Annotated in this window: 12 protein-coding genes; 5 read left to right on the top strand and 7 right to left on the bottom strand. The window is 69.1% G+C overall.

Going from position 1 to position 14,968, the window contains the following annotated elements; translation table 11 throughout:
• Window positions 1-234 precede the first annotated feature (234 nt).
• The 7 genes from ACFQRJ_RS10240 to ACFQRJ_RS10210 form a co-directional block, all read right to left on the bottom strand.
• Complete coding sequence (locus ACFQRJ_RS10240; protein WP_377018944.1) at window positions 235-861, bottom strand: hypothetical protein; 627 nt, start codon at window positions 859-861, stop codon at window positions 235-237.
• Between the two features lie 169 nt (window positions 862-1,030).
• Window positions 1,031-1,948, bottom strand: coding sequence for a carbohydrate ABC transporter permease (locus ACFQRJ_RS10235; RefSeq protein WP_377018942.1), 918 nt, complete (start codon window positions 1,946-1,948; stop codon window positions 1,031-1,033).
• Window positions 1,945-2,928: a carbohydrate ABC transporter permease gene (locus ACFQRJ_RS10230; RefSeq protein WP_377018941.1), complete on the bottom strand. Its 984-nt coding sequence runs from the start codon at window positions 2,926-2,928 to the stop codon at window positions 1,945-1,947. The genes ACFQRJ_RS10235 and ACFQRJ_RS10230 overlap by 4 nt, the downstream gene beginning before the upstream one ends.
• Entirely contained in the window at window positions 2,925-3,338 is a 414-nt protein-coding gene (locus ACFQRJ_RS10225; protein WP_377018940.1) for a hypothetical protein, read from the bottom strand. The genes ACFQRJ_RS10230 and ACFQRJ_RS10225 overlap by 4 nt, the downstream gene beginning before the upstream one ends.
• Window positions 3,335-4,258, bottom strand: coding sequence for an ABC transporter substrate-binding protein (locus ACFQRJ_RS10220; protein ID WP_377018939.1), 924 nt, complete (start codon window positions 4,256-4,258; stop codon window positions 3,335-3,337). The genes ACFQRJ_RS10225 and ACFQRJ_RS10220 overlap by 4 nt, the downstream gene beginning before the upstream one ends.
• The gene (locus ACFQRJ_RS10215; RefSeq protein WP_377018937.1) at window positions 4,255-6,786 is read right to left on the bottom strand and encodes a GH116 family glycosyl hydrolase; all 2,532 of its coding nucleotides are present in this window, start codon (window positions 6,784-6,786) and stop codon (window positions 4,255-4,257) included. Before ACFQRJ_RS10215 ends, ACFQRJ_RS10220 begins: the two co-directional genes overlap by 4 nt.
• A gap of 268 nt (window positions 6,787-7,054) precedes the next feature.
• Window positions 7,055-8,212, bottom strand: a complete 1,158-nt coding sequence (locus tag ACFQRJ_RS10210; protein WP_377018936.1) for an aromatic acid exporter family protein — start codon at window positions 8,210-8,212, stop codon at window positions 7,055-7,057.
• A gap of 396 nt (window positions 8,213-8,608) precedes the next feature.
• On the opposite strand from ACFQRJ_RS10210, the gene ACFQRJ_RS10205 reads away from it, so the two are divergent.
• The 5 genes from ACFQRJ_RS10205 to ACFQRJ_RS10185 all read left to right on the top strand — a co-directional run bounded on the left by ACFQRJ_RS10205 (window position 8,609) and on the right by ACFQRJ_RS10185 (window position 14,917).
• Window positions 8,609-9,202, top strand: a complete 594-nt coding sequence (locus ACFQRJ_RS10205) for a glycerol-3-phosphate responsive antiterminator (protein WP_377018935.1) — start codon at window positions 8,609-8,611, stop codon at window positions 9,200-9,202.
• Between the two features lie 376 nt (window positions 9,203-9,578).
• The gene (locus ACFQRJ_RS10200; RefSeq protein ID WP_377018934.1) at window positions 9,579-10,868 is read left to right on the top strand and encodes a nitrate/nitrite transporter; all 1,290 of its coding nucleotides are present in this window, start codon (window positions 9,579-9,581) and stop codon (window positions 10,866-10,868) included.
• A 38-nt stretch (window positions 10,869-10,906) separates the two neighbouring features.
• Window positions 10,907-11,689, top strand: coding sequence for an SDR family oxidoreductase (locus ACFQRJ_RS10195; RefSeq protein ID WP_377018933.1), 783 nt, complete (start codon window positions 10,907-10,909; stop codon window positions 11,687-11,689).
• 211 nt (window positions 11,690-11,900) lie between these two features.
• Complete coding sequence (locus ACFQRJ_RS10190) at window positions 11,901-13,490, top strand: FAD-binding oxidoreductase (RefSeq protein WP_377018932.1); 1,590 nt, start codon at window positions 11,901-11,903, stop codon at window positions 13,488-13,490.
• Window positions 13,490-14,917 carry an FGGY-family carbohydrate kinase gene (locus ACFQRJ_RS10185; RefSeq protein ID WP_377018931.1) on the top strand — a complete coding sequence of 476 codons (1,428 nt, stop codon included), beginning with the start codon at window positions 13,490-13,492 and terminating at the stop codon, window positions 14,915-14,917. Before ACFQRJ_RS10190 ends, ACFQRJ_RS10185 begins: the two co-directional genes overlap by 1 nt.
• Window positions 14,918-14,968 lie beyond the last annotated feature (51 nt).

Here is a 14,968-nt window from a genome sequence, read left to right as displayed (position 1 = left end):
GTCCGGCCGTCATGCCGCCGACGCACCGATACAGCCTCCGCCCCGTCGAACTTTGGCCACTGGCGTCGCAGAATCGTCCAAACATGCGACGTCGTGTGCCAATGCTGGGCTGCTGCGGCGATCAGCCGCGCGACAGGGCGAATGTCGACGACGCCCCTCCGACGACAATGATGCGGTGCTCGCCGCGCGCCGAGTCAGGGGCTGTCGGGGGTGGATCTCTTCACTCCTCCGGGGCTACGGAATCCGCCTGTCCACGATTTCCGGCGCCCCGGGCGCCATTTTTGATGCGGCGGCCACCACAAAGGCGAACGGAGCAGGCACCAGCAGGAACAGCGAGTTGGAGACCGTGAGGGACAGGGCGATTCCCAGGCCGCCGACGACCGCAGCTGCGAGGAATGGCAACGGTGTTCGGGCCGCGAGGTGCAGGCTCAGCAGCCAGAGATGCGGATTCACCAACCGGACGCGTCGGCCCGTCATCCCCGCAGCGCTCGCGCGCATCGGCAGCAGCACCAGAGCACAGACCAGCGCCATCACGGTGGCGGTAGCCCCGAAAGCGGCCGGGACGAGCATGACGGCTCCGCCACCGCGCCCGTAGGCGAGCAGTGCCGTCATCGTCAGCCCGGCAAGTATCAGGGGCACCGCACAGATGCCGATCGCCGGAACAGTCAGGCGCCGCAGATGTCCGAGAAGACCCGAGAAAGAGGGCTCGGCCTCGTCGACGATCTCGCAGCACACACCGACCAGCGCCATGAGCGGCGGCGGAACGACCACTAACGCCAGCGACAATGCAGGAAGCAGACCCACACGTCCGGCCCCTACCGTCGCGAGCGCCGCCAGGGTGACCAGGGCACTGCCCAGCAACAGAACCGGCAGACTCGCCCACGCTCGGCGCAGGGCTGCGCGCAGATCTACATCTCCGCCGTCGGCGCCCCTACGGCCTGGACGCTCGGGCAATCCGGCCCCGCGGCCGGCCTCACGGGCATCCGCCTCACCGAGACCGGCCGCTCCCCGCCTGCGTCCCGCACCCATCTCAGCCCTTCAGCCCGGCCGTGGCGATGCTGGCCACGAACTGTCGCTGGAAGATCAAGAAGATGATCAGCACCGGCACGACGATCATGGTCATCGCGGCGAACAAGGTGGCCGGCGCCGCTCCGGCCTGCGCGTCCTGCAGGGTCACCAGGCCCAGCGGCAACGTCATGTTCTCCGGAGTACTGATGAAGATCAGCGGTGCGAAGTAGTTGTTCCAGGAGGCTTCGAACACGAGGATCGCCAGCGCCGAGAGAGCCGGTCCGGACAGGGGCACCAGCATCCGGAAGAGGATCCACAGATGCCCGGCACCATCGATGATCGCGGCCTCGTCGAGGTCGCGCGGAATGGAGTTGAAGTACTGCCGCAAAAAGAAGATCGAGAACACGTGGATGAGGCCCGGCAACCACAGTGCCACGAGCGTGTCCACGAGGCCGAGACTTCGCATCAGGATGAACACCGGGATGATGAGGAGCTGCGCCGGCACCATCATGGCGCTGAGCATGACCATGAAGGCGCTGGAGCGGCCGCGGAACCGAAACCGCGAGAAGGCATAGGCCGCCAGCACGCTGACGATCAGGGACCCACCCGTGGTGACGACGGCGACGATCAGACTGTTCAGCGCCATCTGCCCGAAGGGAATCAGTTCACCCACCGAGGCCGCGTTGGCCAGTGTGGGTTGCTTCGGCAGCCAGTTCGGCGGGATCTGGAAGGCCTCGGCGGGGTCGGTGAAGCTCGTCGATATCAGCCACACCAGCGGGGCGGCCATGATCGCCGCGAACACCAGCAGACCGATGTTCAGCAGGATCGCGCCCGGGCGCGGGCGTCGCCGCGGCCAGCCTGGCCTGCCGGCGGGCGACGACGAGCTGCTCGCCGCGGTGGGCGCATCGGCTGCGTGAGGGATGGAGGCACCGGTGGTCATTGTTCGTACACCCACTTCTTCGAGCCCCAGAATTGCAGCAGCGTCACCACCATGATCACCACGAAAACGAGGAAGGCGACGGCGGAGGCGTAGCCGATCTGGAAGGCCTGGAAGCCCTGTTCGTACAGATACATGACGAGCGTGAGAGTCGCGTCGTCGGGGCCCCCGCCGGTGATGATCTGGACCGGATCGAAGATCTGGAAGGCCCCGATGAAGGTGACGACCATGGCGAAGAACAGAGTCGGGGACATCATCGGCACGGTGACGTTCCAGAACACCTGCCACCGGCTCGCCCCGTCGGTCTTCGCCGCCTCGATCAGCTGATTTGGGACAGTCTGCAGGCCGGCCAGCATGATGATGAAGGTGAATCCGAGGGTGTGCCAGAAGTCGATGCCGATGATCGCCGGCAATGCCCACGCGGGGTCCAGGAACCAGTCCGGCGGGGTCAGGCCGACACGCTCGATGTAGTGATTGACCAGCCCGAACCCGGGGTCGAGCATGTACTGCCACAACAGTGCCACGGCAGCCCAGGAGATGATGAAGGGGAAGAACACAGCGGTTCTGACCAGGTAGGAGATGACGCGGCTGGCGACGGCGTTGACGGCGAGCGCCAGCAGCAGCGCGCCGACGACGTGGGTGATGACGGAGGCCAGGGCGAACAGGAACGTGTTGGCGAAGGCCTGCACGAGAACGGGATCCTGGAACAGCTTGACGAAGTTCTCCAGGCCGACGAACTCGGGCGTGGTCAGCAGGTCCCACGAGTACAGGCTCAGCACGATCGCGACCAGGAACGGCCCGCCGATGAACATCAGGAACAGGATCGCGGCCGGGGACAGGAACACGTAGCCCAGCCAGTTCTGCCGCAGATCCCGGCGACGGGTGCGGGCGGTAGACGCGGCGTCGGAAGACCTGTCGCCGGCGCGGCGGGCGCCGGCGGGTTGAGGGACGGATGGTGGGGTGCCGGTCGTGTGGGTGGTCATGACAGCAGCGGCCCGATCTTGTCGTAGGTGCGCTGGAGCTGGCGGCGTGCGTCGGAGTAGCCGGCGATGATCTGCAGCCATCCCTCCTCGACGATGTCCTGGATCTCCGGGCCACGCTCGGGCGAGGGCACGGGAGTGGCGGTCTCCAGGGCGTCCACGAGGCATTCGCTGCCTTCGGGGGCGCCGGCGAGGAAGGCATCGCTGGTGGCCACGGAGCGCCGCGCCGGGACGATGGTGCCCCCTGTCTCAGCGAAGAACGAGGCGGCCTCAGCGGAGATCAGGTACTTGATGACGGACCAGGCCTCGTCGGTCCGCTCCGAGGCGGCGGTGATGTCCCAGGCGTCCCAGCCGACGGGGGAACCGTGGACGCCGTTGTTGGGGAACGGCACCACCCGGATCGAGTCGGTCATCTCGATGCGGTCGGCATTGACGATGCCGTAGGCGCCGTCGTGAAGGTGGCCAGTTCGCCGCGCTGCATGAGGGTGGGAGCGTCATAGCTCCCGCCAGGTTCGGGGGCGTAGCCCTTCGCCACCAGCTCGCGCGCGAACTCGGCGGCCTCGATCGCTTCGCGGGAATTTATCGTCGCACGGGCCCAGTCCTCATCAAGGCTCGACGTGCCGTTGTTAGTCAACCAAGGGAGCACATCGTGCCAGTAGCCGTTCCCCGCGGTCATGAGGAAAGCGCCCTGAGATTTGACCTTCTTCCCGGCGTCCATCAGGTCGCTCCAGGTGAAGCCGTCCTCGGGCAGGTCCACGCCGGCGCCGGTCAGAAGGTCCATGTTGCAGAACTGGACGACGGGGTTGTACCCGCCGGGCATGTAGTACGTGCTGCCGTCCGGGGAGCCGTACTGTGTCGACCATATCCGCAGGTTGTCGTGGATGTCGTCGTAGTAGTCCTCCACGATGTCCTGATCGCCGGCGATCAGATCATCCAGCGGGGCGAGGACCCCTTTGGAGGCGAACAGCCGCTGGCCCTCAGTGGCCATCTGGATGATGTCCGGCGGCTGGCCACCGGCGATCTGCGTGGCGACCGTGTAGGTGAACTGGGCCCAAGAACCCGACTTCGCGGCCGTCTGCAGGTCGATCTCGGGGTGCTTCTCGGTGAACGCGGCGAAGAGCTGATCGAACTGCTCACGCTGGTTGACGTTCCCGAGGAAGACGAACTCGACAGCATCTCCCCCGGCCCCCTCTGTGGCGGCCCCCGGGTCGCCGCCGCAGGCGCTGAGGGCCGCGAGCGAGGCAAGCCCGGTGGCCCCCATCGTGCCGAGGGCACGGCGGCGGGTCACGTCTCGCCTGCCCGGCGGTCGGCGCGGGGGCAGCGACACGGTCATGACGGAACCGTCCAGCCGGCCGACCGCACAGGCGAGGACCCGCCGAGCATGACCAGTTCGACGTCCTCGTGGGTCCCGTCGCTCCCATCGGCTCGGGCTGCCCGCGCGTACCCCCACGCGGTCCCCAGCAGCACGGGCACCCGGGCCCCGTCGGCCGGTCGCGTCAGGCGCAGGATCCCCGTCGTGGCATCCCAGGACCGTCCCGTCTGCGCATCGAGCACACTCCAGCCGGACATCGAACGCACGTAGTGGTCTCCGCACTCGATGTGGTTGAACGGGTTGCGCCGGGAACCGTCGTAGCGGTTCCACAGCCCGTGCAGGATCGCGCTGGCCTCCTCCGTCAGGCCCTCGCGCAGGCAATGCGCGGCGACCTGCTGCTCGGTGCCGGTCCACACCTCGTCGGCGTAGCGGATCGGGACCTCGGGACGGCCACCGGTGGGCCAGGAACACACCAGCAGGCCGGTGTCGTCGCGGTCGGCGAACACGCGGAAGGTGTGCTCGAAACCATGGAATCCACGGCGGAGATTGTGGCGGACGATCGCGCGTAGCGCAGAGCGGACGTGCTCGGCTGGCAGGAGGTGGCCGAGGTCGAGCTCGTGGGCCCACCACTGGCCGATGAGCTGATCGGCGAGACAGCCGCGTCCCCATTGGAACGCACGCTCCTGCTCCTCCGGCTCGAGGTGCTGGATGTAGTACTCGCCGTTGAACAGCAGGGCGTCATAGGCGTTGCTGCCGCCCTCGAACAGTTCGCGCAGCTCATCGGCGTAGGCGTTCTCGCCGCACAGGCGGGCCATCTCTTCCTGAGCGCGCAACGCGGCCAGCCACAGGGTGCCCATGAAGGTGTTCACGCCCGTGAGGTCGATGTCGTGGGTGCTGGGCTGGATGCCGCGCAGGACCCCGGTGCCGTCCGGGTCCCACGTGCTGCGGATGTGGGCCATCAACAGGCGCAGCCGGTCCCAGTACCGCTCGAGCCACGCGGTATCCACGGCGCCGGAGCGCAGCTCCCGGTAGGTCTTCAGGATGACGCCGAGCATCCCGTCCAGGGCGGGCGTCCGGGGACCGCCGATCGGGACGTCCCACAGCTGGGGCAGATAGGTCGGGGCGATCAGCCGGTGGGGCACGGATCCGTCGGGCGCCTGCAGGGTGTCGAGCTCGGTCTCGCGCATCGAGCGTTCCAGCTGCGGGAACAGGGCGGCCACGGCGTGGGCGTAGTTCCATACGTGGGTGCAGTTCAGCGGGCACGAGCCGCCCACGACACCCGAATGACCGCCGGTGGAGGCGCCGTTGACGCCTTCGAAGCCGTAAAAGGTGCCGTCGGCCCCGCGGAAGCACGTGGGACTGCGGACCACGACGGCCTGGGCCGCCATGTGTTCGGCCGAGTCCTCATCCAGGGTGGAGTCGGTGAGCAGGTCGGTCCAGGCACGGGTGTCGGCCTCCAGCTCGTCCCAGTCCGCCTGGACCTCCTCGGTGACGGCGAGCGCGTCGGCATAGCGGGTGGCGTAGAGGTTGCCGAGCCAGAAGCGACTGGGGCCCCACTGCTCGGCGAACGGGCCGGGCTGGGGGAAGTTCACGTAGCGGTTGGGGAAGTGCCAGGCGATGACGAGGCGCACGGTCGCGGAGGCGCCCGGATCCAGGTGCACGGCGGCAGCGAGCCCGCCGTTCCAGGTACTGCCGGCCGGGCTGGGGCCCGTGGCGCCGGCGGGCACGCCCGGCTGCTGCTCGGGCATGTGGGCAGCGGTCGCCGAGCGGGTGCGTTCGGCGAAGGGGGTGCGTGCCGCGAGGCGGTCGAGGAACTCGTGGGGATCGGTCCACTGCGCCAGCGCGGCGGCCGACGGGACGTCGCAGGAGAGGACGGCGGATCCTGCGCCGGGGGCCACCGGGTCCAGCCCCGCGTTCTCCATCAGCAGGGATGTCCAGGCCCCTTGGCGGCGCAGGCGATTGGTGTTGCCGCCGTAGCCGGCAGCGTGCACGCCGTCCGGGGCTGTCAGGCCGTCGTGCCCGACGGGGTTCTGCATCGCGGCGCCCAGCGTGACGTCCATCGGCACGGAGGCCGTGCTAATGAGGGTGAAGGTAAACATCGCAGCGGGCAGGGAACTGCGGTCGACGTCGAGCGGTACCAGCGGTGTGAAGGCCTGGAGATGGGCCTCGAGGGGGAGGTCGAGGTGGTAATCGATCTCGGCGATGGGGTAGGTGGCCCGGAAAGACGTGCCGCGGGCCCCTCCCACCCGCTCCACGAGTTCTCGCTGCCACGGGGGCACATGATCGTCGGTCACCAGTGGTGTGCCGGCTTCGTCGGGCGGAGGCTCCGGCGGCGGCGCCTGCAGGATGCGCGTGGCGTTCAACGGGGGCTCCGGGTGCTGGACACGCAGCGCGAAGAAGCTTCCCGGCAGATCACCGCGGTGGTTACCGACGTTGTGCAGTTGCCATTGCCGCAGCGCCCCGTCGGCGCAGATCGCAACGTTCCCTGTGCCGATACCGCCCAGCGGCATCGCGGCGTGCCGGGCCTGCGTGTGGTCGAGCTTCCTCATACGTGTGCACTCCCATGTGCCAGTAATCGTTTACCGTCTCGTCCTGAGTAGACCCTAGGTGTGGAACGCGTCACGGTCAATGGCGGGACGGAGCGAGGGGAGGCATAGCGAGATGATCAGCGGTCCGAACCGGGCCGTCCGTACGGGCATCCGTACGCCCGGTCACGTTCGGCCTGTCCCACGCCGCCGCGTCGAACTTTGGCCGCTTGCGTCGCGGAATCGCCGAGAAATTCGACGTACCGTGCCAATATCTGGGTGGCCGGGCGTCTCAGCCCGTCGGGGTCGTCCCCCGTTGTTCGCGCGCCGCACGCGCCGAGGCGACGTCGTCGACGATCAGGGCCAGGTGGCGCATGCCCGCCAGCAGCGACCCGTACAGCGGCCACGAGCGTCGCGGGAGCTCCGTGTGGTCGGCCAGGTCCGTGGTCAGCTCCTCGAGGCGGTCGGCGATCGGTTCCACCTCGATGTCGGGATCAGCGATGGCGCGGCCGGCGTCGCGGACGATCGCGACCCACCGCTCGCGGAAGTCGGCATCCCAGTCGCCGTCGGCGTAGTCGGCTTCACGCAGTGTCCGGGCCAGGTGGCGAAGGTGTGAAATCCCCTCGTCCACGCGGGTGAGGATCTCCTCGTAAGAGGCCTTCTCGGCCTCGCTCTGCGCAGAGGCGCCGGTCTTCCGTCCACTCTTCCGTGCACGTGCCCGCCGCAGCCCCCGGCGTGGGTTGGCCCGTTCGCTCTCGCGGGCGAAGCGGACCGCCTGCCAGGCCGTGGTGAGCTCGTCGCTCATCGCGTGCGTCTCGGCCACCCAGTTGTCGGCGTGAGCCGTCTGCCAGTCCTCCGAGAGCTCCTCGGCCATCTGACCGAGCAGCTCGCCCATCCGGCGATTGATGCTGTCGACGTAGCGGGCGGCCTGGCTCTCCCGCAGCGGCGGGATGAGCATGAGATTGACCAGCACCCCCACGGCCACACCGAGCCCCACCTCCAGGATCCGGTCGTTCAGCAACGGCTGCTGGGCTCCGAACCCGCTGCCGAGCACGAAGATCGCCGTGGTCGCGATCGCGATGCCCTCGTCGCGGATCCAGGTGGCACGAGCCCCGACCAGCCCGACCAGCAGGGCCAGGGCGAAGGTCCACACGCTCACGCCGAGCACAGCACCGATCGCGAAGGAGAGGCCGACGCCGATGGCAGAGGCGACGGTGGTCTGGGCTCCGCGAGACAGCGAGCGGTACACGGTGGCGTGCACTGTCAGCAGGGCGGTCCACGGGGCGAGGAAGGGGAGCTCGGAGCCCAGGACATTGGCGGAGATCCACCACGCGGCGGTGCCCGCGACCACTGCCTTGAGGATCTGCAGGCCGCTGGTGACCGACTCCGGTTCAGCCAGGTGAGCGAGGAACGCTCTTCCTCTCCGTCGCAGGGGCGCGAACAAGGTCATGAGTCAGTCCGTTCGGTGATCGCGCGGCGTGGGCCGCTCGGGCGGCCTCGACTCCGAGGTGCTCCGCCATCGCACTCCGGACATCGGCGAGGGCCGGTCGGGAATCCTACAGAGGCAAGCTAACCACCCACGTCTGCGGTTCGGAACCCGTGCCCGTGCACATCACAGGCGCCGCGAGAACCCCGCTCCCACTCGGCCCACGGCATGCCCTGCCGTGCGCGTCCGCGCGCGGTCGGCACGCGTTCCGGGTCCGGTAGCGTGGAAGCTCCCGGCCCGCCTCGACGCCGCGGCCCCGACCCGATCGGGCACGTGCCTCCCGCCGGCACCACCCGCCCTGCTCTCCGGGGACGCGGCAGGCCATGGCCGCGAGGCAGTTCATCTCGAGAGGAACCAGATATGTGTGTGGACCGTGCCGCGCTGTCCCGAGAGGAGGCCGTCCGGGAGTCGCTGCAGTCCGATCCGGTCATCACCAGCATCAAGGACGACCGGGCGCTGGAGGCGGCTCTCGAGACGGACCACGAGGTCCTGTTCCTGCTCTACGGCAGCCTGATCGATATCGAGGAGACCGTGGCCCGGTGCATCGCGGCCGGCAAGATCGTCCTGGTCAACGTCGACTTCATCGAGGGTCTGTCCTCCCAGGACGTCGCCGTCCAGTGGCTGGCCACCCACACCGAGGCCGATGGCATCCTCTCCTCCAAGCCGGCCGTGGTGCGGGCCGCCCGACGGGCAGGCCTCACCGCCGTCCAGCGATACTTCCTGGTCGACTCGATCTCGTATCACCAGCTGGCGCGGGTGCTCCGCCAAGGCGAGCCCCACTTCGTCGAGATCCTGCCGGGATGCATCCCGCGCGTCATCGAGTGGCTGCGCGCGGACTTCTCGACCCCGGTCATCGCCGGCGGACTGGTCTGCGAGCGCGGCGACGTCATCGCTGCGCTCGGTGCCGGCGCCCTGGCCGTGGCCACCTCCGATCGGGCCGTGTGGGCGATGTGAGCCGACGACGAACGCTGCCGTGAGGGCCACGCGAGCCCGCGACGGACGGGCTCGCTCGGGCCGCCCCCGCGCGGCGTCGATGACCGGCTGGACACCCGGCCGGGCACGCTGGTAGCTTTCGTCAAAACTTCATAGCTCCGGGGTCATCCCGGACGTCACGACAGAGACCAAGAGATCAGTGGCGTCGCTCCCTTCGGGGGGCGACTGCTTGCTGGTCTCTTTTTTTTGTGCCCTCACGGCGGTGCCCCCCGTCCTGGTGGCGGTGCGCCCGCCCTCGGGGCGGTGCCCCCGCCCTGGTGGCGGTCCCGTCCGTCATCGCGGGCGGCTTCCCGCCTCCCTCACCCGTTCCCCGATCAGCCCACGAAGGAGTGGCCTCATGACCCGAATGCGAAGATCGGTCAGCTTCCTGATCCTGGCGATGACCGGAGGGGTCGTCTTCCAGGTCGCCTACCTGCGGTTCCTCTTCCTCCACGACGGCGCGGAGGCCCTGGGCCTCTCCCTGCAGCAGTACGGCACCGTCACCTCGGTGTTCGGCGCGGTCGCCGTCGTCATGTACTTCGTCGGCGGCTGGTTCGCCGACAGGTTCTCGCCGAAGCTGCTGATCGTCATCGCCATGGCGGGCACCGGCGTGCTGGACCTGTACGTCTCCACAGCGCCGGGATACCTGGCCGTGCTGATCGTGCACGTGCTCTTCGCGGTGCTCGGTATGGGGCTGTACTGGTCAGCGCTGGTGAAGTCGATCGGTCTGCTCGGCAGCGAGGGCGAGCAGGGCCGCCTGTTCGGCTTCCTCGAGGGGATCCGCGGCCTGACGACCACCATCATTGGTCTCGTCGGATCCGTGATCGTCGCGCGCGCCGTCGTGGCCAGCACCGGCGTGACGACGCTGATCCAGATCTACGGGGTCCTGGCGATCGTGCTCGCGGTCCTCGTCCTGTTCGTCGTCCACCAGGGCAAGGACCAGCTGGACAAGGCGGAGCGCCAGTCCGTCGGCCCCCGGCAGCTGCTGCGGGCGGCAGCCAACAAGTACACGTGGCTGATCGGCGGCTCCGTGATGATGATGTACTGCTTCTACACCCTGATGGGCTACCTCTCGCCGCTGCTGCAGGACGGTTTCGGCGTCGCCGCGGGCATGATCGGTGTGATCGGCGTGATCCGCACCTACGTGTTCCAGTTCCTCGCCGGCCCCGTCGGCGGCATCCTGGTCGACAAGTACTTCGGCTCCACCCCGCGGTTCCTGCGGGTCAGCTTCGTCATCGTCGGCCTCACCGCCGTCGGCTACCTCGTCCTGCCCCGGCAGGCGGGCATGCTGTGGATCGCCGTCGCCCTGATGATCATCATGAGCCTCACCGTCTTCGCGGCGCGCGGGGTGTTCTGGTCATCGGTCGGCGAGCTGGGCATCCCGGTCGCCCAGCGCGGCGGCGTGATCGGCCTCGCCTCCGGACTGGCCTACCTGCCCGACGCGTTCCTGCCGGCCGTCGCCTCGTGGTGGATCGGCGACCCCGCCAACGGCGTCCCGGCCCAGGGCGGCGGATTCTCGGCGATGTTCACCGTGCTGATCCTGGCGGCCGTGATCGGCATGGTCCTGTGCACCGTGACGATGCGGGTCCACGCCCGCGAGAGCCGGGACGCAGCCCGTGAGCCCGAACCCGAGCTCTCCTCGACGTGACCGCCGCTCCCCCACTTCGACCCCTCACCCTGAAGGACATGACCATGGACATCACGGATTTCTCGCTCGACGTCTTCTCCCTGGAGGGGAAGGTCGCGATCGTCACCGGCGGCAACTCCGGCCTCGGGCAGGCGTTCGCCCTCGCACTCGCCAAGGCCGGCGCCGACATCTTCGTGCCGAGCATCGCCGACGACGACGGCACCACCCGCTCCCTCATCGAGGCCACCGGGCGCCGCTACGAGTTCCTCGAGATCGACATCACCGGCCCCGAGGCACCGGCCCGCGTCATCCAGGACACGCTCGAGCGCCTGGGAGGCCTTGACGTGATCGTGAACTCTGCCGGCATCTCGAAGCTCGCCGGCGTCCAGGAGTTCGACCGGGAGCAGTGGGACCCCATGGTCGACCTCAACCTCACGGCACCGTTCGCCCTCTCCCAGGCAGCGGTCGAGCACTTCATCGCGCAGGGCTCCGGCAAGATCATCAACATCGCCTCGCTCTTCGCCTTCCTCGGGGGCCAGTCCTCCCCGGCCTATGCTGCGACCAAGCACGGCATCGTCGGCTTCACCAAGGCCTACAGCGACGAGCTGGCCGGGCACGGGATCCAGGTCAACGCCATCGCGCCCGGGTACTTCGCGACGGCGCTGACGGCGACGACGCGCGCGGATCCGGACGCCTCCCGCCAGATCCTCGAGCACATCCCCGCCGGCCGCTGGGGCGAGGTCTCCGACCTGATGGGCGCAGCCGTCTTCCTCGCCTCGAAGGCCTCCGGCTACGTCAACGGCCACGTCCTCACCGTCGACGGCGGATACCTCGTCCGCTGAGACACCTCCCCGTCGGCCCTACTCACCGGAGCCCATAGTCCCGCCGGAGCCCGCAGCCCCGCCGCTCCCGTCGGCCCGCAGAGGCCCCGAGGCAAGCGGCCGGCATCGCCCACCAGCCCATCCCCGACCACACAGACCGCCTACGACCATCACCCCCACCCGACCCGTCGGCCCGAGCGCCGTCACCCATCGTGAGAGGACCCTCCACCCCATGATCGAATCCCGCTCGCCCCTGTCCCGCGACCAGATCCTCGACCGGCTGACCACGATCCTCGGCCCGGACCAGATCGAGACCGACGAGCATGCGCTGCAGGAATCCAGCGTCGACCGGTTCAAGAAGTACCAGTCCGTGCACGGCATCTACAGCGCACCGCTGCCCGTCGCGATCGCCTACGCGACCTCCACCGAGGACGTCGCCGCCGTGCTCGCCTTCGCCGACGAGAACCTCATCAACATCGTCGCCCGCAGCGGACGCACCGGGACCGAGGGCGGGCTCGAGACCAGCGTGGCGGACACGATCGTCCTGGACCTCTCCCGCATGGACCAGATCCTCTCGGTCGATCCCGAGAACATGCAGGTCACCGTGCAGGCAGGGGTCACGCTGCAGACACTGGAGGACCAGCTGCGCGCCCAGGGTCTGACCACCGGCCACTCCCCGCAGTCCAAGCCGCTGGCCCAGTACGGCGGGCTGGTCTCCACCCGCAGCATCGGGCAGTTCTCCACGCTGTACGGCGCGATCGAGGACATGGTCGTCGGCCTGGAGGCCGTCTTCCCCGGCGGCCGGGTCACCCGCATCAAGGCCGTGCCCCGCCGCGCCGCCGGCCCCGATATCCGCCACATCGTGATCGGCAACGAGGGCGCCCTGTCGGTCGTCACCGAGGTCACGCTGAAGGTGTTCCGCTACTACCCGGAGAACAACCGGTTCCACGGCGCCCTGGTGGAGGACATGGCCACCGGCATCGCCATGCTGCGCGAGATCATCACGAACGGTTTCCGCCCCTCGGTCGCCCGCCTGTACTCCCCCGAGGACGCGAACCAGCACTTCTCCCACTTCAGCCAGGGCAAGTGCGTCGTCGTGCTGGTCGCGGAGGGGCCCAAGGGCATCGTGCGCGCCACCAGCGAGGAGATCACGCGCGTCCTCGACCAGCACGAGCACGTGAAGGTCGACCCGTCGCTGATCGAGGCCTGGTTCGACAACCTCAACTGGGGGCCCGACAAGATCGAGGCCGAGAAGGCGGCCATGCTCGAGTCCCAGCACCTGGGATACACTACGGAGGTCTCGGCCGACTGGTCCCAGGTCGTGGACCTCTACGAGTCCGTCATCCGCCGCATCCGCGAGGAGTACCCGCACGTGGGCGACCTGACGAAGCTGGGCGGCCACTCCTCGCACAGCTACCAGACCGGGACGAACATGTACTTCGTCTACGACTACCGGATCGAGGCCTCCCCCGAGGAGGAGATCGAGAAGTACCACCTGCCGCTCAATGCGATCATCGTCGAGGAGGCGCTGCGTCACGGCGGCTCGATGGTCCACCATCACGGGATCGGCAAGTACCGCACCCCGTGGACGGAGCAGGAGCACGGCAGCGCCTACCCGATCCTGGCCGCTCTCAAGCAGAGCTTCGACCCGAACGGGATCATGAACAGGGGCACGATCTTCCCGGCCGACGGTGCGATCCAGCCGGCCGCCGCGCATCCGCAGGACCAGCTGGCGCAGTGGCGCCGGGGACCTGAGGGAACCGGCGGCGCGCAGGCCGCCGGGGACACCGCCGACGCGGAGAGCACCGAGGGCATGGACTGATGACGAGGTACGTGGTGGGGATCGACAACGGGTCCCAATCCTCCAAGGTCACGATCTTCGACGAGAACGGCCGCACCTGCGCGGTGGGCCGCGTGCCGCTGCCGGCGAACCACACGCCCCGCCCCGGCGTCGTCGAGTATCCCGACGACGTCCTGTGGGAGTCGATCGCCGCGGCGAGCCGGCAGGCCATCGCCGAGTTCGAGGGGGACCCGACGGAGATCGTCGGCGTCGGCCTGTGCACCATCCGGTTCTGCCGGGCCGTGCTGCGGGCCGACGGCAGTCTCGCCCAGCCGGTCCAGAGCTGGATGGATGAGCGGGTGGGCCGCCCGTACCGTCAGGAGACGGCCGAGGCCGCCTACGTCACGACCTCCTCCGGGTACATCACCCACCGGATGACCGGGAACTTCACCGACACGGTCGCGAACTACCAGGGCATGTGGCCGATCGACACCGCGGCCTGGGCCTGGTCCCAGGACGAGGCCGACTATGAGCGCACCGGCATGCCGCGCAGCTTGCTGTTCGACCTGGTCATGCCGGGAGAGGTGCTGGGGCGGCTGACGCCCCGGGCCGCCGCGGCGACCGGGCTGCCGGGCGGCGTGCCGGTGATCGCCACGGCGAACGACAAGGCGGTCGAGGCCCTCGGTGCGGGCCTGCAGGATCCCCGGTCCCTGCTGCTGTCACTGGGCACCTACATCGCGGGGATGTCCGTCGGCGAGGCCGGCGCGACCGGGTCGGAGGCGTTCTGGACGAACTTCGGGTCGCAGCCCGGCACATACCTCTACGAGAGCGGCGGCATCCGCCGCGGCATGTGGACGGTCAGCTGGTTCCGCGACCTCCTCGGCGAGGGCACCGCCCGGGAGGCCGCCGAGCGCGGCGAATCGGTCGAGGAGATGCTGGGCCGGGAGGCGCTCGAGGTGCCGGCCGGCTCGGACGGGCTGCTGACGGTCCCCGACTGGCTGGCCCCGGCCGACGTGCCTTCCCGCAAGGGCAGCGTGCTGGGGTTCGACGGGCGGCAGGGCCGCGCGCACATGTTCCGCTCGATCCTCGAGGGCATCGCCATGACCATGAAGGAGCGGGCCGACGAGATGGCGACCGAGCTCGGCACGCGCTTCGATCAGCTGGTCATCACCGGCGGCGGGGCCTCCTCGGACCTCATGACCCAGATCCTCGCGGACGTCTTCGGGCTGGAGACCGTGCGCCTGGCCGGCGGCAGCTCCGCCGGTCGCGGTGCGGCGATCTGCGCCGCCGTCGCCACCGGGATCGTCCCCTCGTTCCGTGAGGGCGCGGAGCGCTTCGCCGTCGTGGCCGACCGCACCGCCCCTCTCGCCGAGAACGCGGAGGTGTACCGGCAGCTCGGCGCGGTCTACCGGGACGTGCGGGGCGTGACGGACCGGATCTACCGGCGCACGTGGGAGGTCGTCGGCTAGGGCTGCCGGGCGTCGGCGCCCGCCACCACACATCGAACGGCGGGGACCCTC

Source organism: Brachybacterium sp. GCM10030252 (genome assembly GCF_042666535.1).
Classification (GTDB): domain Bacteria; phylum Actinomycetota; class Actinomycetes; order Actinomycetales; family Dermabacteraceae; genus Brachybacterium.
Note: the sequence above shows the minus strand (reverse complement) of the source record. Positions and strands in the feature narration are given on the sequence as shown.